This window comes from Vibrio sp. AK197 (assembly GCF_053903115.1).
Genome location: NZ_CP096430.1, coordinates 845,380 through 870,192 on the forward strand (window position 1 = coordinate 845,380; position 24,813 = coordinate 870,192).

The window sequence follows — 24,813 nt, forward strand, 5'->3', positions numbered from 1 at the left end:
TTGTCATAATCTAGTGAACCGATTCGCCCATTTCTTGTTGGTACTTGGCCGCTAAGTCTTGCTTCTGTTCATCACCAATCACTTTACCAGCCATTTGGAAAATATGCTGTTCTTCCTCTTCTAGATGGTGAAGAACTTGGTGCTGAAGGGATTTCATGTGAGTCAACCAAGCGGGTGAATCAAAATCCGTCTCGTCGATTTGAGCTAAGATCTTATCAATTGAGTGATGCTCAGAAATACCGTGGCGACTCATATCGATCGTCGAATCTTTTTTAATCAGTGGAATATAGAAGTTACGTTCTTCTGCTTCAGCGTGGAGTTGTAACTCTTGTTTCAGCTGAGCATAAAACTCTCGACGAGATTTACTATCACCACTGGTTTTTAGCAAAGCATCCATCAATAGACGTTGCTTCTCATGGCTTTCTCGTAGTGCGTCAAATATGTTATTCATCATTCACCTCTCTATTATTCGACTCTTAGACTTTGGACATTATTGATGGGCGAGCGTGTTAACGTCGCCCCATGGCGCCAAAGCCCATCACCAATGCGATGATAAATAGAACAACAAAGATGTAGAAAAGTACTTTCGCAATGCCCGCAGCCACGCCTGCGATACCAGTGAAACCCAGTGCTCCGGAAATAAGAGCGACGACTAAAAATATCAGCATCCACTTCAGCATGTTGCATCTCCTTAGGATAATGATTGAGTGTGTGACTTTCCTATTGCGATGATTGTGCCAATTTTTAACTCATTGATTATTATTGTTTTTATTTTTCTTGGGCACGGTTGTTGCAAAAATGCTATGAATTAATTACCGATGGAAATGTAAGAAATATCTGAGAAAGGGGCGGTGCAAAACGTATTTTTTGCACCGCAACAAGCACCTAGAGTCGGCAAGGCTTATTTTACCGCTTTGCCTTTACGTAACTTTCTTACCCACATACGGCTCGGGTGCAGAGCTTCGAGGCAATCGACTGGCAGAGGAAGTGGATCACCACAAATTTGCGATGCCAGAACTTCACTCATCAGTGGCGCTGAACTTAACCCACGAGAACCTAGACCTAACAAACAGAAGAGGTTTGGGTAATTGCTGACGTCACTTACCTGCGTTTCATCGGCGGATGCAAGGTGTTGGTATTGATTAAGTATTTGCGCCATATTGCCCACTGCGCCCACGAAAGGCAGATGGTCACGGCTTACGCAGCGGACTCCCTGACGCGACAGATTGCCACTGACATCCACTTGTTGTGGCCATGTTACCCCGGGGAGACAGTCGGTAAGCCTTTGTGCATTGTGTTGCTGCGCATCGGGATCGAATTGGTTGTCGATGTGAGTTCGGTCATAACTTGCGCCAATGCAATGGTGTTGATTGTTGGGATTGCATGGCGTCATGTAACCATCATAGCAAAGTACGGTTTTAAGCTGGTTTAATGTCTGGGTGGTTGGTATATGGCTGACTTGACCTTTCACCTTTGCGAGCGGCAGAGGCTGCGTTTGTTCAAAACGGTCAAACTCGTGGCCGTTCGCCACGACAACGACTTGATGAGTGAATTGACCTTGTGAGGTTACCAGTTGCCATTGGGAGGACTGCCAGTTGAGCGAATCAACGCGATGTTCGTAATGCGCTGTAAACAAGTCGCTTTGTTCAAGCCACTTAATGAGCCCTTGCGTCAATTGAGCGGGGGACAACCACCCACCCAGCGGGTACGAAAGGCTGGTACATTGCGTGTCCAAGCCGACAGTATGCTGTGTTTGCTGTGGGTCAAGAAAGGAAACTAGCTGTGGGTCAAAATCAGCGTGTGCAAGAGGCTCTAACTTGTTCGAGGATTTTTCGTCCCACAGCAATTGGCAGACGCCAGACCACTGATGATCAAATGCAAATTGAGTCGCTAATTGATTGACCAGTTGACGCGCAAAGACAAATCCAGGAGCAAAAATACGTGAGACACCTTGATGCTCGGCATTTAACAATGGGTAAATCGCACCTTGGCGATTTCCTGACGCGCCTTGAGCTGGATGAGCGTCCTGGCAATAGAGCGTGACGCGTTTACCGCGCTGAACCAACTGTTTAGCTAACATGGCACTGGCGATCCCTCCGCCAATAATCGCAATATCCTCGCAGTCTTGGGCGCTCGGTCTTGCAAACCAAGGTTTGTGATTACTCGGCGCTTGTCGCTCACTAAGGTGTCCGGCAATCATTTCTCGTTTGGTGCCGAACCCTTTGACTTTCTTCATATCAAAGCCAGCGTCAATTAAACCTCGTCGTACAAAACCTGCGGCGGTAAACGTGGCACAGGTACCGTCTTGTTTCGCCAGTTTTGCCATCCCATCAAACAGGGTTTGATTCCACATTTCGGGATTTTTACTGGGAGCAAAGCCATCTAAGAACCACGCATCAACGAGCCCTTGGTGTGGTGTTGGAACTAAAGGCATGCAATCTTTAATATCACCAAACCATAAATCTAGGGTGACCGCGCCATCTGCGAGAACAATACGCTGGCATTCAGGTACAGCGAGCGGATAGTGAGATTGAAGCTGCTGAGCATAGTCAGCCAATTCTGGCCATGCTTGGTGTGCTTTAATTAAGTCATCAATGTTTAGTGGATACTTTTCAAAGCTGATGAAATGGAGCTCTTTTAATGGCGCATTTGGATTTTGCCGTCTAAATTCATCAAACCACTGCCATGCAGCAAGAAAGTTGAGCCCGGTTCCAAATCCAGTTTCGGCGATCACAAAGCGCCGATGTTGAAACTCATGCCAACGTTGAGGAAGGTGGTTTTGGGTGAGAAACACATAGCGTGTCTCTTCCAAGCCGTTAACGTTAGAAAAATAAACGTCATCGAACTGGTCGGAAACAGGGGTACCGGCGTCATTCCACTCGAGTTGAGCGTGGTTTATGGTTGTCATAGTGTCTGATAACTGTGAATATGGAAAATAATTTGGAAGGATTGTACGAATTTCTGGGAAAGCTGACCACTTTTCCAACCCTTCTTAGTTATTATCAAACAGAATTTTGAATTATAGGATTGTCACATGAAACGAGTCGTAATCACCGGTATGGGTATTGTTTCTAGTATCGGTAACAACGTCGAAGAAGTTCTAGCGTCTCTTAAAGCGGGTAAATCTGGTATCACTGCATCAGAGCAGTTCAAGGAAGTCGGTCTACGTTCGCAAGTTTGGGGAGATCTGAAAATCAACCCAGCAGAACACATCGATCGCAAGCAGATGCGCTTTATGGGTGATGCGGCTGCGTATGCATACCTATCCATGCAACAAGCGATTGCAGATGCGGGTTTGAGTGAAGATCAAGTATCAAACGAGCGCACAGGTATTGTCGCAGGTTCGGGTGGCGCGTCTTCTCTAAACCAAGTGAATGCCGTTGATATTTTGCGTGAAAAAGGCGTAAAACGTGTCGGGCCTTACATGGTGCCACGTACGATGTCATCAACCGTCTCTGCATGTCTTGCTACGCCATTTAAAATTCGCGGCGTGAACTACTCAATGAGTTCGGCTTGTGCCACTTCTGCGCACTGTATTGGTCACGCAGCTGAGCTTATTCAATTAGGTAAGCAAGATATCGTGTTTGCAGGCGGCGGTGAAGAACTGGATTGGTCACTGACGATGATGTTTGACGCTATGGGCGCACTATCGACTAAGTATAATGATTCACCGGACAAAGCGTCTCGAACTTACGATGCTGACCGCGATGGTTTCGTTATCTCTGGTGGCGGCGGTATGGTCGTGGTTGAGGAGCTTGAGCACGCTTTGGCTCGCGGCGCGACTATTTACGGTGAAATCGTCGGTTACGGCGCAACGTCTGATGGTTATGATATGGTCGCTCCATCAGGTGAAGGTGCGGTACGTTGTATGAAGATGGCGATGCAAGATGTGGACGGCGTCGATTATGTCAACACTCACGGTACTTCAACCCCTGTTGGTGATGTCAAAGAGTTAGGCGCGATTCAAGAAGTGTTTGGTGGCAATAGCCCTGCAATTTCTGCAACGAAAGCAATGACTGGCCACGCACTGGGTGCGGCGGGTGTTCACGAAGCGATTTATTCTACATTGATGCTGCACAACAACTTTATTGCATCAAGTATTAACGTTGAAAACTTGGATACTGCAGCAGAAGGATTGGACATTGTAACGGCCACTCGCGAAGCGGAGTTGAATACCGTAATGTCAAATAGCTTTGGCTTTGGTGGTACTAACGCTACGTTGGTGATCAAGAAATACCAAGCGTAAATCTGTTTTGCTTGCAATAAGCAGCTCAATTTCCAGACTTGATTGGCTAAGCTGATCGGACAGACGCAGACTCTGACCCATGGAGAGCGGGTCAGGATCCTTTTGTTCTGGAATATTACCCGGCCATTGTGTCGGGTATTTTTATATATGGATTATCCAGACTTTTCTCTCGACACTGATTAGGCTTTTTTGCACAATCGTCACACCTTTTTGAATAGTGAACCAATATGAAAATCCTGATTGATGAAAACATGCCTTACGCGCAGCAATTGTTTAGCCAGCTGGGTGAAGTGATTTTAAAACCGGGTCGCCACCTTACGGCTGATGATTTAGTTGATGTTGACGCTCTGATGATTCGCTCTGTAACGAAAGTTAATGAATCACTGCTGAGTAAGGCAAATAAGCTCAAATTTGTTGGTACGGCAACCGCGGGTATGGACCATGTTGATCAGGCTTTGCTGGCCGAAAAAGGCATCTTTTTTACTGCCGCACCAGGATGCAACAAAGTTGGTGTAGCGGAATACGTAGTCAGTGTCATGCTGGTATTGGCACAGCAACAGGGGTTTTCTATATTTGATAAAACCGTCGGAATTATTGGTGCTGGCCAAGTGGGGAGTTATCTCGAACAGTGCCTTAAGGGTTTAGGGCTTAAAGTGCTAATTAACGATCCACCGAAACAACAACAAGGTGACGAGCGTCTATTTACCCCACTAAACCAACTGCTTGAAAAAGCCGATATCATCACTGTTCACACGCCAATTACCCGTGATGGTGACCACCCCACGCATCATCTATTTGACCAAGCTACCCTTGATGCATTGCGGTCTGACCAAATTTTAATCAACGCTGCGCGCGGTCCTATCATCGATAATCAAGCGCTGAAGCAACGTCTAGCGAAACAAGACGGGTTTACAGCCGCCCTTGATGTTTTTGAATTTGAACCAGAAGTTGATATGGAACTGCTGCCTCTGTTAGCATTCGCCACCCCGCACGTTGCTGGGTATGGATTAGAAGGTAAAGCGCGTGGAACGACGATGATCTTTAATAGCTACTGTCAGTTTCTTGAGCGAGATTTATCGGCAAGTGCGAGCGAACTGTTGCCAACGGCACCAGTCCCATACATCGCTCTCGATCGCGCTTGGGATGAAGCAACGCTGCATAATCTGACTCAGCTGGTTTATGATGTACGTAAAGATGATGCACTATTTCGACGAGAAATCCATAAACCCGGTTCGTTTGACCAGATGCGTAAGCAATATTGGGATAGACGAGAATACAGTGCAGTTCAATTAGCGGGTGATGAAACGTGTAATCTTTCACCACTCGACAAACTCGGTTTTCAGGTTGAGGTAAACAAATGAGCCAACAATTTAATGTCGCCATTTTCGGTGCGACTGGCGCCGTCGGTGAGACAATCCTAGAAGTACTAAAAGAGCGTGAATTTCCGGTTGGTGAGTTGTTCCTTTTAGCCAGTGAGCGTAGCGAAGGTAAAACCTACCGTTTTAACGGTAAAACGATTCAGGTACAAAATGTAGAAGATTTTGACTGGACACAAGCGCATATTGGTCTGTTTTCTGCTGGTGCTGCGTTGTCTGAACAATGGGCACCGATAGCGGCAGAAGCGGGGGTGGTTGTTATCGACAATACCTCACAGTTTCGGTACGACTACGATGTACCACTTGTCGTTCCTGAAGTTAATCCCGAAGCGATTGCTGAGTTTCGCAACCGTAATATTATTGCCAATCCTAATTGTTCGACGATCCAAATGCTGGTGGCTTTGAAACCGATTCAGGATGCCGTTGGCATAGAACGCATTAACGTTTCTACATACCAATCTGTATCGGGAGCAGGTAAAGCGGGCATTGATGAATTGGCAGGTCAAACGGCGAAGTTACTTAATGGTTTGCCTGCGGAGTCTGAGCAGTTTTCACAACAGATTGCGTTTAACTGTTTACCACAAATCGATCAGTTCATGGACAACGGCTACACCAAAGAAGAGATGAAAATGGTGTGGGAGACACAAAAGATTTTTAATGATGCGTCGATTACCGTAAACCCTACTTGTGTTCGCGTTCCGGTTTTTTATGGTCACGCTGAAGCAGTACACCTTGAAACACGTGCACCGATTGACGCTCAAGAAGTTATCCAACTACTTGAACAAACTGACGGAGTGGACGTTTTCCACGGTGAAGATTTTCCTACCCAAGTTCGCGATGCAGGTGGTAAAGATACCGTCATGGTTGGACGAATTCGTAATGATATTAGCCACCACAGTGGTATCAACCTATGGGTTGTGGCCGATAATGTGCGAAAAGGTGCGGCGACGAATGCGGTGCAAATCGCTGAAGTGCTGATTCGCGATTACTACTAAGGTTTATAGAATGCCCCAGCCTAAAAACTGGGGCTTTTTTATACACCTTGTAAGGAACTGCACAAATATTGTGTGAGATTACTGCGATTATTGCGTTTGACACACATTTTTTGGCTTACAACCTATAGTTTTAAAGTGGTTATCCGATATATTTGTTAGATCCGTGTTTTAACTTTTTGTAGCACACAGCTTGAGCTTTTTTATGCGTCGATTTTTTATACGTTTACTATTGCCCATTGCACTAGTAGCCGTGACTCAGACTTCATTCGTTAGTGCAGAGAGTATTCGTTTAAAAGGACCGAATGGTGAAATTCAAAATTCGCCGCAATTTGCCGATCCTGTCATCAGAAATAACAATAACGAACCTTCCCGTTTTTTTGGCCCCACAACGGGCTCTGACACGCTTTGGAGTATTGCCACTCGTCTAAGACCTTCTAATGATGTCACTGTTCAACAAACGTTATTGGCGATTTTTAATCTCAACCCGAGGGCGTTTGAAAATCAAAACATTCATAACTTGTTACCGGGTAGTACGCTTCGAGTTCCTTCACTGGCTCAGGTAAGAGGCACATCTAACCAAGAAGCCGTTGCGATTTTGGCAGCGCATCAAGCCAAGTTGAATGGTACGAATGCGCGTTTAACGCCTCAACCTGCCACTCCAACAAGTCCTAGTTCTCGCATTCCTGTTGCTGTGCCGACACCGAGTGAGCCTGCGACCAGCGAAGCCCCAGAAGTCACTCCCGAACCTCAATCGCAGCCTTCGATGCCAGCGGATGCACCTGAGTCTCAGCCAAGCCAAGAGCAGCAAATCGCTGAACAAGAAACCCAAGGTCAGGTTAATCAATTAGAAAACCAACTGGCTTCTTCTGAAGATGAGTTACTGGCACTTGAAGAGAAGAACCATAAGCTGCGCTTAATGCTGGCGAATGTACAGTCAGAAGTTGATGTACTTAAAGATGAGTTAAATGATGAAAATCGAATTCGAAATGAAGTCGAAAAGCTACTGAGCCAAGAGCGTGAACGTTTAGCCAAAGAGCAACAAATGGCGCCATCAGAGATGGATCAGTTACTCTCTAACCCATTTGTACTGGGCGCTCTCGCAATCATTCCTGGACTATTAATTGGCCTGCTCGTGGTGTCGCTGCTTAGTCGCCGTAACAAGAAAGACGAACAAGGTGAGCAGCAAGCGCAAACCCAACCAGAACCTGTAATGCCGATCATTCCAGAGCAAATGAATGATGAAGTCGACGACGATCTGGTTCTCGATGATGATCTCTTCAGTGACTCAAGCGATGATGAAGAGTTGCTATTTAGTGATGAGATGGATCTTGATGGCGATACGGACGAGCCAGAAGCAGAGACAGGGGAGAATGCTGAAGATGATATTTTCGCCGATCTGGATGACAACGATCTTGATTTCAATCTAGAAGATGAAGACGGCGAAGACCCATTTGCAGGTATTGGTGATGACGGTGACCTAGATACAGAGCTTGCTGATAGCGTTAGCTCAAATGGTATTAGTGTAAATGGTGAAGAGAAAGCCCTCGGTCTCGAAGAGATGGAAAAGGCGCTCGATGACGTCGCGAATGGTACCGACAGTGATGATTTCGACCTCTCTGATGATGAATCTCTCAGTGAGGATGATATCGACTCGCTACTTGAAGACAATGAAAGTCTAGACAGCGACGAGATTGATCAATCAATGCTTGATGATTTGTTATCTGACGCCGTAGATGACGAAGACGATTTTGACCTAAGCAGTGACGACGAGCTGCTTGCTCCGGAGCAGCAAGCATTGTCTGATGAACCTCAGTTAGCCTCAGATAGCGATATAGACGATATCTTTGCACAGATGGAAACTCAATCGACGCTTGATGAGTTGGAAGAGAGTGCTGATGAACTGTCTGCTGACGATGAAGCGCAATTGCTTGATGAGTTGCTCGATGATGACGAAGATACCCCAGACTTTGACCTTGCCGAAGATCAAACTCTTGACGAAGCATTAGACCCAGAAGACCAATTAGATTGGGATGAAAGCAGCACGGATTTACTCGACGAGCTGCTTGAAAGCGCAGATGATGATGAGGCGTTTGATACCGACTCAACGGCGATGCTCGACGAGTTACTTGATGATGATGCCCCCGTTGACGATGAGCAACAGGAGCATGTGAGTGATGAATTAGACGAACTAGAAAGCGCGCTGTTTGATGAAGAGTTGTCGTCTGAAGATGATCTTGATGATGCTGAAGCGACAGAGTTGTTTGATGAGTTGCTTGAAATTGAAAAACAAGCGCAATCTGAACAAGGGAGTGATGAAGGCGCACAGGATGATGAGCCTGCGCTGACGGAAGAAACCCAACCCGACTTTTCTCGTGATGAGTTTGTTGATGATTTAATGAAAGTTGCGCCAGAGGCGGATCCTCTGCTTGATGAGCTTTCCGAAGATGAGACTCAGCAACCATCATCCGATGAGTTGAATGAAACGCTTGACGACAACGACCTCGAACAAAACACTGAAGAGCCAGAGCCAGAGCCAGAGCCAGAGCCAGAGCCAGAGCCAGAGCCAGAGCCAGAGCCAGAGCCAGAGCCAGAGCCAGAGCCAGAGCCAGAGCCAGAGCCAGAGCCAGAGCCAGAGCCAGAGCCAGAGCCAGAGCCAGAGCCAGAGCCAGAGCCAGAGCCAGAGCCAGAGCCAGAGCCAGAGCCAGAGCCAGAGCCAGAGCCAGAGCCAGAGCCAGAGCCAGAGCCAGAGCCAGAGCCAGAGCCAGAGCCAGAGCCAGAGCCAGAGCCAGAGCCAGAGCCAGAGCCAGAGCCAGAGCCAGAGCCAGAGCCAGAGCCAGAGCCAGAGCCAGAGCCAGAGCCAGAGCCAGAGCCAGAGCCAGAGCCAGAGCCAGAGCCAGAGCCAGAGCCAGAGCCAGAGCCAGAGCCAGAGCCAAAATCAGAACCTCAGTCTGACCTATCTGAGCTGGAAAATGAGCCAGTATCGGATGTGGCTGGGCAGTCGGACAACCAAGAGGACGCAGCAAGTGAGATTGAGGAGCCAGAGCTTTCTGATCAGCAGGCGCTATCTGAGGATGATCTGTCTCCGATTGATGTCGACGATGAGCCGAATGTCCAGTCTCAGGAAAGTCAGGATGAGACAGACATTGAGCCGTCTGAGTTATCGGAAGAAGCTGATGTTCAATCAACCAAGAGTGACGTTGAGCCGAGTGAGTTAGAACCGTCTGCAACTCAAGATCAACAGGCGTCAACTGATGCCGAGGAATTCGAATCGCCATCATCTGAGTCGTCAGGCGACAGTGATGATGAATTTGAGTTTGACCCTCAAATCGAGGGTGAGGACACTCTTGCAGAAGCAGAAGCAGAAGCAGAAGCAGAAGCAGAAGCAGAAGCAGAAGCAGAAGCAGAAGCAGAAGCAGAAGCAGAAGCAGAAGCAGAAGCAGAAGCAGAAGCAGAAGCAGAAGCAGAAGCACCTCGTCCAGAGCCAGTCGCCAACGAATTCGGTACACCACAAGATGAAGATTGGGAGTTTGATGATGCACCTGAATCGCCTTTCGCTGAAAAGCTTGAGGACGCGCCGCAATCAGCCCCAGAAACCACATCTGATATTGAACAAAATTCCGATGCGTCAAGTGAAGAGCCAGACGCGCCGCAAAGCGCCGTGGAAGAAGAGTTTGACTTTGACGATCTTGAACTGCCTGAGTACGGCGAAGAGCAAGCCTTAGCCGAAGCGGGTGAGCCAGAACAGGACGCGTCAAGTGCAGAGCCAGACGCGCCGCAAAGCGCGGCGGAAGATGAGTTGGATTTTGACGATCTTGAACTGCCTGAGTACGGCGAAGAGCAAGCTTTAGCCGATGCCGATGAGCCAGAGCAGGATGCGTCAAGTGCAGAGCCGGAAGCGCCGCTAAGCACCGAAGAAGATGAGTTTGACGTTGATCTTGAGTTGCCTGAGTACGGCGAAGAGCAAGCCTTAGCCGATGCCGATGAGCCAGAACAGGACGCGCCAAGTGCAGAGCCAGAGGCGCCGCAAAGCCCTGAGGAAGATGAGTTTGATTTTGACGATCTTGAACTGCCTGAGTACGGTGAAGAACAAGCCTTAGCCGATGAGCTAGATACGGACACGCCAAGTGCAGAGACAGACGCGCCGCAAAGCGCCGAGGAAGATGAGTTTGACGTTGACGATCTTGAGCTGCCTGAGTACGGCGAAGAGCAAGCCTTAGCCGATGCAGGTGAGCCAGAACAGGACACGCCAAGTACAGAGCCAGACGCGCCGCAAAGCGCCGAGGAAGATGAGTTTGACGTTGACGACCTTGAGCTGCCTGAGTACGGCGAAGAGCAAGCCTTAGCCGATGCAGGTGAGCCAGAACAGGACACGTCAAGTACAGAGCCAGACGCGCCGCAAAGCGCCGAGGAAGATGAGTTTGATTTTGACGATCTTGAGCTGCCTGAGTACGGCGAAGAGCAAGCCTTAGCCGATGCCGGTGAGCCAAAGCAGGATGCGCCAAGTGCAGAGCCAGAGGCGCCGCAAAGCGCGGCGGAAGATGAGTTTGATGTTGACGATCTTGAGCTGCCTGAGTACGGGGAAGAGCAAGCCTTAGCTGATGCCGGTGAGACAGATCAGGACGCGCCAAGTGCAGAGCCAGACGCGGCGCAAAGCGCGGCGGAAGATGAGTTTGATTTTGACGATCTTGAGCTGCCTGAGTACGGCGAAGAGCAAGCCTTAGCCGATGCCGATGAGCCAGATCAGGACACGCCAAGTGCAGAGCCCGACGCGCCACAAAGCGCGGCGGAAGATGAGTTTGGTTTTGACGACCTTGAACTGCCTGAGTATGGGGAAGAGCAAGCCTTAACCGATGCCGATGAGCCAGATCAGGACACGCCAAGTACAGAGTCAGACGCGCCGCCATCAGAAATAAAGCCTGAGAATGTCGAGCAGCATAATGAACGTCGGCAGCCAGTCGAAAACTACGACGAACAAACCTTCAACGAGCTACTGAAAGAAGAAACACCCTCGAAGCACTCGTTTGACTTTAATCGTCCTATGGATGATGAAATTTCTGATAGCGCAGGCATGGATCTCGATGCGATGTTAGAAGTTGGGGGTGAGGACTGGAATGGTTTTAACTTATCGCCGGAGCAGCAAGCTGAAATTCCTGATGAGATACCAGAAGAAGAACAAGGTATCTGGAACGATGATGAACTGTCAGAGCCGCAAGCGACAGATGAAGACTGGGGCGTTCAAGATGATCTCCCGTCAGTTGAAGCGGATACCAAAGGCTACCGCACCATCGATGAACTGATGGCTGAAGTCGAAGAGGCTGAAAAGGACTCGATGCTAACGGATGACGATCTGAAGCTGGATGTCGGTTTAAATGACTTCCCAGACGTGATTGGTGATATCGGTGATAATACCGATGTCGATGCGAACTCTGAGGCCGCGGGTAAGTTGGATTTAGCCAAAATCTACATTGAAATGAACGATCCTCAAGGTGCGATTAAGCTTCTCGAAGAAGCAATTGTGGATGGAAGTGATAGCATTCGCCGCGAGGCGAAAAATCTAATAGATGCGATTCATGGCCGTTAATCTGAGTTGAATAAGGGGGCGAGAAGCCCCCTTATCATTAGCGCCGAGAACGTATATACTTCTCGGCCCAATTTTCAGTGAGATGTAGCAAATGAAGATAGCGTTAGGCATTGAATACAACGGAGCACACTATTTTGGCTGGCAACGTCAGCGTGACGTGAACAGCGTACAACAAGAGCTTGAAAAGGCGCTGACCATAGTGGCCAATCATCCCGTTGAAGTGCAATGTGCCGGACGAACGGATGCCGGTGTGCATGGCACCGGACAAGTGGTGCATTTTGAGACTAACGCATCTCGGAAAATGGCGGCGTGGACGATGGGAGTCAACGCCAATATGCCATCAGATATTGCCGTTCGTTGGGCTGTAGACGTTGACGATGAATTCCACGCTCGTTTCTCTGCAACGGCCCGCCGTTACCGCTACATTATTTATAACAGTGCATTAAGGCCCGGCATATTAAACGATGGCGTCAGCCATTATCACGGAGAGCTTAATGTGGAACGCATGCATCAGGCTGGACAATATTTGTTGGGCGAAAATGACTTTACATCATTTCGTGCTGTACACTGTCAGTCTCGAAGCCCATGGCGCAATGTCATGCATTTAAATGTGACTCGTCATGGTGATTATGTGGTGGTCGATATCAAAGCAAATGCGTTCGTCCATCATATGGTCAGAAATATCGTTGGTAGTCTTATCGTCGTCGGGCGTGGAGAACAAGCGCCTGAGTGGATAGAGTGGTTACTGCATCAAAAAGATAGAAAACTCGCTGGCGCGACAGCGAAAGCAGGTGGACTATATTTAGTTGATGTGGATTACCCGGAACATTTTGGTTTACCTGAAGTGCCTATTGGCCCGCTATTTTTACCAGATAACCTGAACTAATTTGGGGATAAATGTCTGAGTTAATAGTGGTTGAGATATCAATACAGGAAATAGGTACAACCAGTTTTTTGTCCACACTTGGCTGTTTATATGCTTTAATTCTCCACGCGTAAATTCAGAATTTTTATCTCTCGATCGCCGAGAGAGAATTAAGAGAAAAGGTCTTCCATGAGTTGGCTTGAAAAGATTTTAGAGAAAAGCAACATTGTTAGTTCACGTAAAGCGTCCATCCCTGAAGGTGTTTGGACTAAATGTACCTCCTGTGAACAGGTGCTTTACTATGCGGAGCTAGAACGTAACCTTGAGGTGTGCCCGAAATGTGGTCACCACATGCGTATGAAAGCCCGCCGTCGTTTAGAAGCCTTTTTGGACGAAGCGAATCGTGTTGAGTTAGCCGACGAACTCGAGCCGCAAGATAAGCTGAAATTCAAAGACTCTAAGCGTTATAAAGACCGTATCTCTGCTGCTCAAAAGAGCAGTGGTGAGAAAGACGCCTTGGTTGTGATGAAAGGGGAACTTCACGGTTTGCCTGTCGTTGCCTGCGCCTTTGAATTCTCCTTTATGGGCGGATCTATGGGCTCAGTTGTTGGCGCACGTTTCGTGCGCGCTGTTGAAGCGGCCATTGAGCAAAAAAGCGGTTTGGTTTGTTTCTCTGCCAGTGGCGGTGCGCGAATGCAAGAAGCTTTGATGTCATTGATGCAAATGGCGAAAACCAGTGCGGCACTTGAGCGTTTGTCTGAGAAAGGCCTACCGTTTATTTCGGTGATGACCGACCCTACAATGGGTGGTGTTTCGGCAAGCTTGGCGATGCTGGGCGATATCAATATCGGTGAACCTAAAGCCCTTATTGGCTTTGCAGGACGCCGAGTTATCGAGCAAACAGTGCGCGAAGATTTACCGGAAGGTTTCCAACGCAGTGAGTTCCTGCTTGAGCATGGTGCGATTGATATGATTGTCGATCGTCGTGAGATGCGTCAGCGTGTTGCCGGTCTATTGGCAAAATTGACCGCCCATGAGTCACCTTTGGTAGTTTCTGTGAACGATTCTCCAAATGAAGCGCCTTACACTGTACCAGAAGCTGACGAAAAAGGTTAAAGTAGACCCTAACGACACAGCCCGCAGATTTCGGTTATTAGTTAGATGAGTCAAACCCTTATACGTCCTCAAGCCACATCCTCCCTTGCGATGTGGCTTGATTATTTAAATACTATTCATTCCTCCGCCATTGATCTCGGCCTTGACCGTGTCTCTCAAGTTGCCCAGCGCGCTGAACTTACTAAACCGGCCCCCTGTGTTATTACCGTTGCAGGTACTAATGGTAAAGGTTCAACATGTGCGTTAATGGAAGCGATTTTGCTTGATGCTGGCTATAAGGTTGGTGTCTACAGTTCCCCCCACTTAATTCGCTATAACGAGAGAGTTCGCATTAATGGCCAAGATGCCGATGATCAAGCGCATATTGACGCGTTTGACTATGTTGAGCATCAACGCGGTGATATTTCTCTTAGCTTATTTGAATTCGGTACTTTGGCTGCGCTTCGTCTTTTTCAACAGCAGAAGGTTGAGGTGGTATTGCTTGAGGTTGGACTCGGGGGGCGCCTTGATGCGACCAATGTGGTTGATCATGATGTTTCCGTTATTACCAGCTTAGCCATCGATCACGTCGATTGGTTGGGCAGTGACATCAATGTCATTGGTTTTGAGAAAGCGGGCATTTTTCGAAGTGGTAAACCGGCGATTTGCGGACAGCCGCAAGCGCCTGGAACCGTAGCAGCACATGCCGACGATATTGGCGCAGATTTGCATCAAGTTGGTATCCAGTACAACTATCAGCAGATTGACGAACAGACTTGGCAATGGAACAGTGGTCCTTATCAACTTGATGCTTTGCCTGTTCCTCAGTTACCACTGCCTAATGCAGCCACGGCGTTGATGGCGCTGGGGAGTACAGGTTTAGAAATCAGTGATATTAATATCGTTAATGGCTTAAAAAATGCTCGTTTGGCTGGGCGTATGCAGGTTGTTCAGCATGAGCCCGTTGTTCTATTTGACGTTGCCCATAACCCACACTCAGCGCAATATTTAGCGGATAAAATTACGCAGCAGTATCCAGGCCGTAAGGTGCGGATGGTCATTGCGATGCTCCACGATAAAGACATCGCATCAACGCTTGAAGCGTTAAAGCCCATTGCTTCTTACTGGTATGTTTCTTCTTTAACCGGGCCTAGAGCGGCGAAAGCGAGTGAGTTGTGTGAACATCTCGATGATGACTTCATCGCTTTTGCAAAGCCAGTAACGGCTTTTAAAGCAGCGTTGACAAATGCGAGCAGTGACGACGTCATAATCGTCGCCGGTTCGTTCCATACTGTTGGTGAAATTCTTGAATACTGGCAGCAACAAGGAGAATAAATGGCGAGTAAGTTTCAAAATCGATTGGTTGGAACGATTGTTCTGGTTGCTATCGGTGTGATCGTATTGCCTGATATTTTGGATGGCCAAAAAACACATTATCAGGAAGATTTAGACAGTATTCCAATTAAGCCAGAGGTTGCCCAAAATAAAAATTTTGATGTCTTAGAGCCTGAAGAGGATACCAATGAACTGCCTCCTAGTCCGGTGTCGGCGACGGTAAAAGCACCGTCAACAGAATCAAGTTCGACGCCAGAGCAGGTTACACAGAAAAAGCCGCAAGAGCCACTTGAGGTTGAAGTGAAAGAGGTACCAGAGCGCAATGAGTACAAAGACAGCGCTTGGATCATTCAACTGATGGCACTAAAAAATGCGGACAATGCACAAACTCTCATCGAAGATCTACAGAAACGAGGGTATCAAGCTCATACCAAGTTGGAAAATGGCTATACCCGAGTGATCATAGGCCCTGATGTTTCAAAGACTAAGCTCGAACGACAAATTTCCGAATTGGAGAAAATTACCGGTTCCAAAGGTCGATTGCTTAAATTTAATCCACTAAATCCATAAGAAAACGTTTGCGTCAGCATTTTTTCTGTTAAAATGCGCGCCAACTTAAGATGTAGATAGACATGAATTGGTTAGATATTGTCATTTTGAGTGTGATCGGCCTATCGGCTTTGATCAGTTTAGTACGTGGCTTCGCGAAAGAGGCTTTGTCATTGGTGATTTGGTTTGGGGCATTTTTTATTGCCAGCCAGTATTACGCGAAACTCGCGGTATATTTCTCCAATATCCAAGACGAACTCATTCGCAACGCAGCAGCAATCGCTGCTTTGTTTGTTGCCACGTTAATTGTAGGAGCTATCGTTAATTATGTGATAGCTCAGCTTGTACAAAAAACAGGCTTGTCCGGAACGGACAGAGTACTCGGCGTTGTGTTCGGTGCTTTAAGAGGTATTTTGATTGTCTCTGCGGCTTTGTTTTTTATGGATGCGTTTACAACGTTTCCTGATACAGTGTGGTGGAAAGGATCGCAATTGGTGCCTGAGTTCAGCCGTATCATTGCACCGTTTTTTGAACACTTACAAGCAACATCTAGTTTCCTATCTGGCGCGATTTAGCGCGCCAGAAATGTCGAAAATCGAGGGTTAGGACATGTGTGGTATTGTCGGAATTGTGGGCACAACGCCTGTAAACCAGTCTATCTATGATGCGTTGACAGTGTTACAGCATCGTGGCCAAGACGCTGCGGGTATTTGTACCATAGATAGCAATCGTTTTCGTCTGCGAAAGGCGAACGGTTTAGTCAAGGATGTCTTTGAAGCTAAACACATGCAGCGCTTGCAAGGTACCGTTGGAATAGGGCATGTGCGCTACCCAACTGCAGGGAGTTCGAGCGCCTCAGAAGCGCAACCTTTCTACGTAAACTCTCCTTTCGGTATCACCCTCGCTCACAACGGTAACCTCACTAACGCTCAAGAAGTTCGCCAAAAACTGTTTGATAAAGACCGTCGCCACATTAACACGACCTCAGATTCTGAGGTGCTGCTGAATGTGCTAGCGCACGAAATTGATACAGTGAAAGGTAATGTTACAGCGGAAGATGTGTTTCGTGCGGTCACCAGTGTTCACCGTACTATTCGTGGTGCGTATGCCGTCAGTGCGATGATCATTGGTCATGGAATGGTGGCATTTCGTGATCCCAATGGCATTCGTCCATTGTGTCTTGGTAAGCGAGAAGTCAACGGTAGCTTTGAGTATATGGTGGCTTCGGAGTCGGTAGCACTTGATGCTGTCGGATTCGATTTCATGCGTGATATCGCGCCAGGCGAAGCAGTGTATGTCACCTTTGAAGGTGAGCTGTTTACTCAACAATGCGCTGATAACCCATCACTGAATCCATGCATCTTTGAATTTGTTTATTTTGCACGTCCTGATTCGTTTATCGATAAAATTTCGGTTTACAGTGCGCGTGTAGAGATGGGTAAAAAGCTTGGTGATCGTATTTCTAATGATTTCGCTCATCTTGATATTGACGTGGTCATCCCGATCCCTGAAACGTCATGTGATATTGCGCTGCAAATCGCGCAAGCGATTGATAAACCGTACCGCCAAGGTTTCGTCAAGAACCGTTACGTTGGACGTACCTTTATTATGCCGGGGCAGCAACAGCGTAAGAAATCGGTTCGCCGTAAATTGAACGCGATCCGTTCCGAGTTCAAAGACAAGAACGTATTGTTGGTTGATGACTCCATTGTTCGTGGCACAACGTCTGAGCAGATCATTGAGATGGCGAGGGATTCTGGCGCGAAGAAGGTCTTTATGGTCTCTGCAGCCCCAGAAATTCGCTTCCCGAACGTTTATGGTATCGACATGCCAAGCGCTAACGAGTTGATCGCTCATGGGCGTGACAGTGAGGCGATTTGTAAGCAAATTGGTGCCGATGAGCTTATTTTCCAAACCTTAGACGATTTGGTGGATGCAGTTGGAATGGGCAACCGTGATATTGCGAAATTTGAAACCTCTGTGTTTAACGGTGAATACGTCACTGGCGATATTGATCAGCAGTACCTTGATTTTCTTGAATCCTTACGCAACGATGATTCCAAGTTGGAGCGTGAAATTCTGCAAGAAATTGCGAGTTTAGAACTCTATAACGAAGGTGCATAACCTGACTTAGCCAATAAAAAAGGCTTCCAATGATGGAAGCCTTTTTTGTCGCTGTATCGACTTAAAACGCCGGGCGCTTAAACTGGCTCAGAATAAACATGGCCGCTGCTGAAAGTACCACAGAAGGCCCGGCGGGGGTGTCCCAGTGCCAAGACATGCTAATCCCTCCAAACACCGCAAGAACCCCAATCAGAGAGGCAAACAGCGCCATAGTTTCTGGGCTGGATGCAAAGCGTCTAGCGGTTGCTGCAGGAATGATTAAAAGTGAAGTCATGATCAATGCGCCCACAAACTTCATTCCTATGGCGATAACCAACCCCATGAGTAGCATGAGAATCAGCCGCATCAGATCAATGTTGTGACCTTCTATTGCTGCCAACTCCTCGTTAACGGTTGTAGAAAGTAACGGGCGCCAAAAGGCAAACAGGATGGCGCCAACCACAGCCACGCCAAGATAGATAAAGCTTAAGTCATGGCTTGTCACGGCAAGGAGATCACCAAATAAGTAACTCATTAAATCGATACGGACATCATCTAAGAAGCTAACAGCCACTAATCCAAGAGATAATGCACTGTGGGCGAGTATGCCGAGCAAGGTATCCGTCGCGACGACTAATTGCTTTTGCAGGCCAACCAAAATGAGCGCTAAACCTAAGCAGCAAACAATTAACGCTAGGTAGAGATTCACATCAAGGAGAAAGCCGAGGGAAATGCCAAGTAGTGAGGCATGCGCTAATGTATCGCCAAAATAAGCCATTTTTCGCCACACAACAAAAGATCCAAGTGGCCCAGCAATCAACGCGATGCCGATGCCAGCAAAAATGGCAGGAAGTAAAAATTCAATCATGATGATGGCCGTGTAAATGATGAGAGCATTGTTGGGCGTCACCTTTCACTGGTTGACCCGCTAAGTCATGGTGATGGTGATCGTGCTGATGGTGATAAAACGCTAACGTCTCATGACGAGCTTGCCCAAATAGTGCGATGTATTGAGGGTGCTTAGTAATATCATCTGGTGCTCCAGAGCAGCAAATATGATGATGTAAACACACCACATGATCGGTTTTGGCCATAACAAGATGTAGGTCATGAGAGACCATAAAAACGCCACAATTAAAGCGATAACGAAGGGTGTTAATTAAATCATAGAGATCCATCTGCCCTTGAATATCCACACCTTGAGCAGGTTCATCAAGGACTAACAGATCAGGGCGACGAAGTAAGGCACGCGCGAGTAGCACCCGTTGGTTTTCGCCGCCTGACAGTGAATGCATATTGGCATTATGAAGATGTTCAGCCCCAACCAACTTTAACGCAGACGTCAGCTCCTGGTCGCTATATTTTCCAGCAAGGCGCAAAAAACGGCTGACGTTGAGCGGCAGAGTTTCGTTTAACTTTAGCTTCTGGGGCACATAACCAATGCGCAGACCTTTACTGCGGACGACTTGACCTTGAAAACGGGTTTGTAACCCAAGAAGAACTTTTACTAACGTTGATTTACCAGCCCCATTGGGGCCGATTAGCGTCGTGATCTTTCCGCGTTCAAGTTCTAGGCTGACATTATCTAAAACCGTTTTATCAGCGAAACGGACTTGAATATTCTTTAGCTCGACTAATGTCGACATGGTGATAACTCACTTGCTAATTGATGATGTTATAATATAACATTTAGACTTTGCTATCGCTATATTACCGTAATGAGATTTTTATGAGACGGATATTTTTATTGATCGTCACGAGCCTACTGGGCACACAGGTGGCTTATGCCCAACAGGTATTAACCAGTTTTAAACCGATTCAAATGATCACTCAGGAACTCACAAAGAATGTGACTGAACCCGATGTATTGCTGGCGGCGAATACCTCACCCCATGATTATGCATTACGTCCGTCGGATGTGAAAAGAATAAATCACGCGGATTTAGTGATTTGGTTTGGGCCAGCCCTTGAGCCATTCTTGAGTAAAACGCTAGAAAATCGAGGAAATACGTTTACCATCAGTGAGGTTCCTCATCTCGATTTGCTTGAATTCGAGCATCATGATGAACACGAACACGAACACGAACACGAACACGAACACGAACATGGAGATGGGCATGATCATGGTCGCTTTAACCCGCATTTTTGGTTAGGCCATGAACAAACGCTCACGATGGCTCGTGCATTAACGGCTAAACTTATCAGCATAGATTCAACGCATAGCGAGCAGTATCAGAAAAACTTGGCTGAGTTTGAAGACAACCTAAATCAGACATTTGCTGAGATTGACCTTAAGCTAGAGCCTGTGCGTGAAAAAGGGTATTACGTTTTCCATGATGCTTATGAATATTTTGAGAAAGATCATCAGTTAAATAATCTAGGTCACTTTACTGTTTCGCCTGAGCGTAAGCCCGGCGCAAAAACGCTCATTTCCATTCGTAATGCATTAAGCAGCAGTAATGCGCAGTGTGTCTTTGCAGAACCTCAGTTCACGCCTGCGATTGTTGAGTCTGTTGTGCGTGGCACTCAGGCGAGAATCGGCACGCTCGACCCGATAGGCACAGAGATAAACATTGCAGATGGCAGTTACTTTGTATTTCTTGATTCTCTTGCCAATCACTTTAATGACTGTTTAAGCCAGTAAGTTAGGAGGCTTAGTTGCGATAAAAAGCACTAAGCCTTTTCTATGTGACCAACGCTAAAAAAGCCAGTATTTAAGCTGACAACCTACCACGAATAAAGTACAAAAGAAGATAATTATCAGTGCAAAAAAATACCATTCGGTAATGAGTGCACGTTATTTTGTGGGTGAGGGCATCGAGCTTGTTGCGAGTTTTTGGTTTGCTGTGCGGATTTTTATTATGCTTCGCGAGTCAAGCAGCGCAGCATGTTTTTTATCCGTTGCCTTCTCAGCACCGAGGGAAAGTTGTGGTTGCCAACCAATTGTTCCTCGGCCCTTCTGGCGGTATTTGGTTACATGATGCCAAGTATCGTATCAAAGTTTTTGATGGCGTTGGCGTGCTTCCTGAGAATGGTTCTGTGTTCGATGTCGCTACCGCTCACCTCACTTATCAAAACCACGCTTTTTGGACCTTCGTCGGTAATGAGGTCTATCGTCTTCTTCCCGGACGAGAGCGTCAGCCAGAGTTCAATCTTACCCCAGGCAGTGAAATTACGCAGATCGGTGCCTCGCAAGGGTATTTGTGGCTGACCGATCAGTCACAGTTTTACGCTTACCACATCGAGACTCAAGTACTTGATGTCTATCCACTCTCGAGAATATATCAATACAATCAAGCGTTGAATGTTGTCATCAATGATGCCCAACATATCGATGGAGAATGGGTGTTAGCGACCAATGCTGGTGTATATATCTCACGGTCGAATGGGTTTCGTTATGTAAGCGCATCGAATAAGCGGCCGGTATCACAATTGTTTTTCTCTAAAACGCGTCGTGAGTTATTGGTTGGGAGTGATAACGGCGCTTTAGTGATTGATGTTGATTCGGGTAGTGATGAACCCGTAGAACGTATTGGTCATGGGCAAGTCACTGCCATGATCGAATCTGATGGCGCGTATTGGATAGGAAGCGATAAAGGGCTCTATCTTTATTCCGTGTTCACTGAGCAAACCGATTATTTAAAGGGGGACACGCACCAAGGGCACCAATTACGCGGTGAACATATCTATGCGTTACTCAATGATCATCAGGGTGGTATCTGGGTATCGACAGAATTTGGTGTGCAATACCACTCATTGTTTGGCGATCAATTCAAACGCTACTCTCAGCCAGTGTTTGATGAAGCTCAGCATCAGCTTACCCCTGAAATGATATCGCTAGCGCAGACCAAAGGTCACTACTGGTTTTTGTCGGATAGTGGTTTACATCAACTCAAACATAGCGGGCAACAGGCTAAAACGTTCTACTCTGGGAAAGTGTTCGATTATGCTGAAGATGAACAATGGTTATGGTTAGCGACATCACAAGGTGTCAAAGTCGTTGATGCCGACAGTGGCGTGTTGAACACACAGCGAAACCTACCGTCCCTGCTGAGAGATAAGCCGACTCACTTGATCGAAATAACGTCTACGGGCGATGTCCTTGGTGTGACAGAAAGTGTGTTATGGCGTTATCAGCTTGAGACAGGGGCACTTAAACAATGGCATCTTTCTCAGCTCAACCCTCAATCTTTACAGGCAGGGCGGTGGCAATTGTTTGCGGCGCAAGATGGCACGGTGGTGTTAAGTGGCGATAGCGCTATTTCTGTTATTCGTGGAGAGACGGTGCATACCATCAAGGGTTCTCAAAAAATTGGTCGTATTAGCCAGTGGGTCAATATTAGTGAGCATCAACTCTGGGCTGTTGGCCATTATGGTATTTATCAGCTGGATACACAGCAGCTTTCTTTGTCTGACGTGATGATGCCAGCAGAAGGGGTGATGCCCCAATGTGTCGTGCGTAACCAAGATGGTTTATGGCTGAGCTCTTCGTTTGGGCTTAGTCGTTATGATATGTCTGGGCAGCTGCTTGCCCATTACTCGGCACCTTTTGGTGTTATTCATAACGAGTTTTTACCGAGTGCTTGTGTGAATGCGGTCGATGACCAGCGTGATATTTTATTCGCTACTCAGACCGGTGTTATGCGAGTGAGTACTTATCCATTGGTCACGCAAAGCGTACCTCAGCCAAAGCTCATCATTAGCCAAATGACGATCAACCAAAACCAAGATTATTTTGGTGGATTAATTGATAGTCCTGTTCGTCTCCGGCTGGGGGATTCGGTCAGCCTACGAGTTGGTGGATTACCTCAGTTAAACAGCGCGAACTTGGAGTACCGTTTAACCGACCAACAAGCGTGGCAACCGCTCAATAGCAACTTGCTAACGCTTAGTCACTTAACGCCAGCTAATTATCAACTGAGTGTGCGCTATTTATTACCTAATGGCGTTGTATCTGATGAGGTTAGTGTCAGTTTGTTTGTGGTGGAGCCATGGTATTTCAAACGTGTTGTCATTATCGGCGCGGTTACTTTAGGGCTCGCACTACTCGCGGTTGGTTTCTACTGGCGTAGCCGAGTCGCCGCCGCTAACCATCGGCGGATGCAGGCCGAGGTGGCACGTAAAACTCAGCATTTAATGCACAAAGATAGAGAGCTGTTAGCGCAAAATCAGCAGTTAAAAAAGCAGCTTCAGGTGAGGAAGGTGCTGTTGTCAGAATTACTGGCGCGCATGAAGCTACGGTTGTCCAAACAAGTGTGGCGCGCGACCAGTAGTGACGATATTGAGCATATTATTAAACGCATGACGCTCGAGTTGGAATTGCTTGAAAATACGCGTAGTGACGTACAAGGCGAAAAAGCGGCGTTTGACTTAGTGACGATTGTTAAAACTGCCTTGAGTGTATGGCACGAAGAAATACAGCGCCATGCTATTGCCATTACCCTTGAGCATTCAGAGAATGAGCCAGTATGGATTATGCTCAAGGCCTTTACGTTAGACCAAGTTTTAAGTGGGCTCATCAATAATCTACTGCGTCGATGTTATCAAAAGCAATCTGTGACTGTAAAAATTGAGCAGGATATCGAGGCTCAGTGTGTGCGGTTAAGTTTCTATGACCAAGGCAGAGGCATTGATGAATTAGACTCGACTCCGACGGATTGGGAGGGACTACGTGACCAAGTTATGGTTAGTGGTGGAAGCCTGAAGATATACAGTTCCGATGAACGTAATATCATTGAGTTAAGCTGGGGGCTCGCGACTATTTTTGACGAAATTGACGTTGCTGATGACGTGAATTCCAATTTTGACGTTGCGACTGAGCAAGACTCCCCTTGGCTGGAACAAGTACAATATCTTATTGCCCAGCATTACTCCGATCCTGAGTTTACTACCGTGATGGCGGCGAAGCTGCTGTATGTTTCTGAGCGAAGCCTTCAGCGTCGATTCAAGCAACTGAGCGGCAGAACGTTCAAAGATGTGTTAAATGAAACTCGGCTTAACCACGCTTGTCAATTACTCCTCGATGGCGAACGGGTTTCTGAAGTTGCGTTCGCGTGCGGTTACAACGACCCTTCCTATTTCAGTCAGCGCTTTAAGGCACAGTTTGGTGTCTCTCCTTCCCAATTTGTCGAAAACCAAGAAGTGCTATAAACCTTTCTAGTACTTGCTGGATATCCCTTCACTCCAACACATCTTTCTTATGGCCATATGGATGACACGATGTTTTATCTATATCAAGGTCGGGCTCTATTTAGTAACAAGAGAGAATGGTGGTATCAGTTCGTAGTGCAATAAAGGCTTTCTGAAAGGGAAATAGGAAAGGGAAAAAATGTCGTGGTATAGCCGGGGGACTATACCACGGGTACCAAGGATACCTTCGCTTGCTGCCGGAGTGATGTGGATACATCACCTCTGGAATTAAATAGGAAACCACTTGGCCTCCACGAGAATGACTATAAGAAGTTGTAAGGAATGAACGTATAAATTTAACGCCAGCGTGACATAAGAAAAACGACATATTCATAATGCATTGTTTTTGTTTGTCTTTTTTGATGTTTGGTAATTTTGTTTTGTGATTTTGGTTTACCAACCAGTAACACAGGATAAGATTTGACGAATTTAACGTTAGTCATTTTGACGTAAATAACGGTCTAATTTTGCAAAGTTTG

General features: G+C 47.0%; 17 protein-coding genes. 12 read left to right on the top strand and 5 right to left on the bottom strand.

Annotation, left to right across the window (positions count from 1 at the left end):
- Nucleotides 1-10: 10 nt before the first annotated feature.
- From M1D72_RS11205 to mnmC, 3 genes are all read right to left on the bottom strand, one after another.
- Nucleotides 11-451: a hemerythrin domain-containing protein gene (locus M1D72_RS11205; RefSeq protein WP_390191885.1), complete on the bottom strand. Its 441-nt coding sequence runs from the start codon at nt 449-451 to the stop codon at nt 11-13.
- 58 nt (nt 452-509) lie between these two features.
- On the bottom strand, nt 510-680 hold the full coding sequence (locus M1D72_RS11210; protein ID WP_390190984.1) for a DUF1328 domain-containing protein: 171 nt from the start codon (nt 678-680) through the stop codon (nt 510-512).
- Between the two features lie 221 nt (nt 681-901).
- Nucleotides 902-2,908, bottom strand: a complete 2,007-nt coding sequence (gene mnmC, locus M1D72_RS11215) for a bifunctional tRNA (5-methylaminomethyl-2-thiouridine)(34)-methyltransferase MnmD/FAD-dependent 5-carboxymethylaminomethyl-2-thiouridine(34) oxidoreductase MnmC (RefSeq protein ID WP_456296918.1) — start codon at nt 2,906-2,908, stop codon at nt 902-904.
- Between the two features lie 126 nt (nt 2,909-3,034).
- On the opposite strand from mnmC, the gene fabB reads away from it, so the two are divergent.
- The 10 genes from fabB to purF all read left to right on the top strand — a co-directional run bounded on the left by fabB (nt 3,035) and on the right by purF (nt 18,166).
- Nucleotides 3,035-4,246: a beta-ketoacyl-ACP synthase I gene (gene fabB / locus M1D72_RS11220; RefSeq protein WP_456296919.1), complete on the top strand. Its 1,212-nt coding sequence runs from the start codon at nt 3,035-3,037 to the stop codon at nt 4,244-4,246.
- A 227-nt stretch (nt 4,247-4,473) separates the two neighbouring features.
- Nucleotides 4,474-5,607, top strand: coding sequence for a 4-phosphoerythronate dehydrogenase (locus tag M1D72_RS11225; RefSeq protein ID WP_390190980.1), 1,134 nt, complete (start codon nt 4,474-4,476; stop codon nt 5,605-5,607).
- Nucleotides 5,604-6,617: an aspartate-semialdehyde dehydrogenase gene (locus M1D72_RS11230; protein WP_456296920.1), complete on the top strand. Its 1,014-nt coding sequence runs from the start codon at nt 5,604-5,606 to the stop codon at nt 6,615-6,617. The genes M1D72_RS11225 and M1D72_RS11230 overlap by 4 nt, the downstream gene beginning before the upstream one ends.
- A 202-nt stretch (nt 6,618-6,819) precedes the next feature.
- Nucleotides 6,820-12,198: a FimV/HubP family polar landmark protein gene (locus M1D72_RS11235; protein ID WP_456296921.1), complete on the top strand. Its 5,379-nt coding sequence runs from the start codon at nt 6,820-6,822 to the stop codon at nt 12,196-12,198.
- A gap of 91 nt (nt 12,199-12,289) precedes the next feature.
- The gene (gene truA, locus M1D72_RS11240) at nt 12,290-13,084 is read left to right on the top strand and encodes a tRNA pseudouridine(38-40) synthase TruA (RefSeq protein WP_456296922.1); all 795 of its coding nucleotides are present in this window, start codon (nt 12,290-12,292) and stop codon (nt 13,082-13,084) included.
- A 168-nt stretch (nt 13,085-13,252) separates the two neighbouring features.
- Complete coding sequence (gene accD / locus M1D72_RS11245) at nt 13,253-14,179, top strand: acetyl-CoA carboxylase, carboxyltransferase subunit beta (protein WP_390190971.1); 927 nt, start codon at nt 13,253-13,255, stop codon at nt 14,177-14,179.
- Nucleotides 14,180-14,224: 45 nt separating this feature from the next.
- Entirely contained in the window at nt 14,225-15,493 is a 1,269-nt protein-coding gene (gene folC / locus M1D72_RS11250; RefSeq protein ID WP_456296923.1) for a bifunctional tetrahydrofolate synthase/dihydrofolate synthase, read from the top strand.
- Nucleotides 15,494-16,063: an SPOR domain-containing protein gene (locus tag M1D72_RS11255; RefSeq protein ID WP_456296924.1), complete on the top strand. Its 570-nt coding sequence runs from the start codon at nt 15,494-15,496 to the stop codon at nt 16,061-16,063.
- A 62-nt stretch (nt 16,064-16,125) separates the two neighbouring features.
- Complete coding sequence (locus M1D72_RS11260) at nt 16,126-16,617, top strand: CvpA family protein (protein WP_456296925.1); 492 nt, start codon at nt 16,126-16,128, stop codon at nt 16,615-16,617.
- A 34-nt stretch (nt 16,618-16,651) separates the two neighbouring features.
- Entirely contained in the window at nt 16,652-18,166 is a 1,515-nt protein-coding gene (purF, locus tag M1D72_RS11265; RefSeq protein ID WP_390190963.1) for an amidophosphoribosyltransferase, read from the top strand.
- Nucleotides 18,167-18,227: 61 nt separating this feature from the next.
- Here purF and znuB read toward each other — a convergent pair whose 3' ends face one another.
- Together znuB and znuC are read right to left on the bottom strand one after the other, a co-directional pair.
- Nucleotides 18,228-19,013 carry a zinc ABC transporter permease subunit ZnuB gene (znuB, locus tag M1D72_RS11270; protein ID WP_390190961.1) on the bottom strand — a complete coding sequence of 262 codons (786 nt, stop codon included), beginning with the start codon at nt 19,011-19,013 and terminating at the stop codon, nt 18,228-18,230.
- Complete coding sequence (znuC, locus tag M1D72_RS11275; protein ID WP_456296926.1) at nt 19,006-19,791, bottom strand: zinc ABC transporter ATP-binding protein ZnuC; 786 nt, start codon at nt 19,789-19,791, stop codon at nt 19,006-19,008. Before znuC ends, znuB begins: the two co-directional genes overlap by 8 nt.
- An 83-nt stretch (nt 19,792-19,874) precedes the next feature.
- On the opposite strand from znuC, the gene znuA reads away from it, so the two are divergent.
- Entirely contained in the window at nt 19,875-20,789 is a 915-nt protein-coding gene (znuA, locus tag M1D72_RS11280; protein WP_456296927.1) for a zinc ABC transporter substrate-binding protein ZnuA, read from the top strand.
- Nucleotides 20,790-21,073: 284 nt separating this feature from the next.
- The gene (locus M1D72_RS11285) at nt 21,074-24,295 is read left to right on the top strand and encodes a helix-turn-helix domain-containing protein (RefSeq protein WP_456296928.1); all 3,222 of its coding nucleotides are present in this window, start codon (nt 21,074-21,076) and stop codon (nt 24,293-24,295) included.
- Nucleotides 24,296-24,813: the final 518 nt, after the last annotated feature.

Excerpts from the sequence above, each read along its gene's own strand:
- mnmC (WP_456296918.1), bottom strand. The coding sequence starts at position 2,908 with ATGACAACCATAAACCACGCTCAACTCGAGTGGAATGACGCCGGTACC.
- M1D72_RS11210 (WP_390190984.1), bottom strand. The coding sequence starts at position 680 with ATGCTGAAGTGGATGCTGATATTTTTAGTCGTCGCTCTTATTTCCGGA.
- M1D72_RS11235 (WP_456296921.1), top strand. The coding sequence starts at position 6,820 with ATGCGTCGATTTTTTATACGTTTACTATTGCCCATTGCACTAGTAGCC.
- znuC (WP_456296926.1), bottom strand. The coding sequence starts at position 19,791 with ATGTCGACATTAGTCGAGCTAAAGAATATTCAAGTCCGTTTCGCTGAT.
- M1D72_RS11260 (WP_456296925.1), top strand. The coding sequence starts at position 16,126 with ATGAATTGGTTAGATATTGTCATTTTGAGTGTGATCGGCCTATCGGCT.
- fabB (WP_456296919.1), top strand. The coding sequence starts at position 3,035 with ATGAAACGAGTCGTAATCACCGGTATGGGTATTGTTTCTAGTATCGGT.
- znuA (WP_456296927.1), top strand. The coding sequence starts at position 19,875 with ATGAGACGGATATTTTTATTGATCGTCACGAGCCTACTGGGCACACAG.
- purF (WP_390190963.1), top strand. The coding sequence starts at position 16,652 with ATGTGTGGTATTGTCGGAATTGTGGGCACAACGCCTGTAAACCAGTCT.
- folC (WP_456296923.1), top strand. The coding sequence starts at position 14,225 with ATGAGTCAAACCCTTATACGTCCTCAAGCCACATCCTCCCTTGCGATG.
- M1D72_RS11255 (WP_456296924.1), top strand. The coding sequence starts at position 15,494 with ATGGCGAGTAAGTTTCAAAATCGATTGGTTGGAACGATTGTTCTGGTT.
- M1D72_RS11230 (WP_456296920.1), top strand. The coding sequence starts at position 5,604 with ATGAGCCAACAATTTAATGTCGCCATTTTCGGTGCGACTGGCGCCGTC.
- truA (WP_456296922.1), top strand. The coding sequence starts at position 12,290 with ATGAAGATAGCGTTAGGCATTGAATACAACGGAGCACACTATTTTGGC.
- M1D72_RS11225 (WP_390190980.1), top strand. The coding sequence starts at position 4,474 with ATGAAAATCCTGATTGATGAAAACATGCCTTACGCGCAGCAATTGTTT.
- znuB (WP_390190961.1), bottom strand. The coding sequence starts at position 19,013 with ATGATTGAATTTTTACTTCCTGCCATTTTTGCTGGCATCGGCATCGCG.
- M1D72_RS11205 (WP_390191885.1), bottom strand. The coding sequence starts at position 451 with ATGAATAACATATTTGACGCACTACGAGAAAGCCATGAGAAGCAACGT.
- accD (WP_390190971.1), top strand. The coding sequence starts at position 13,253 with ATGAGTTGGCTTGAAAAGATTTTAGAGAAAAGCAACATTGTTAGTTCA.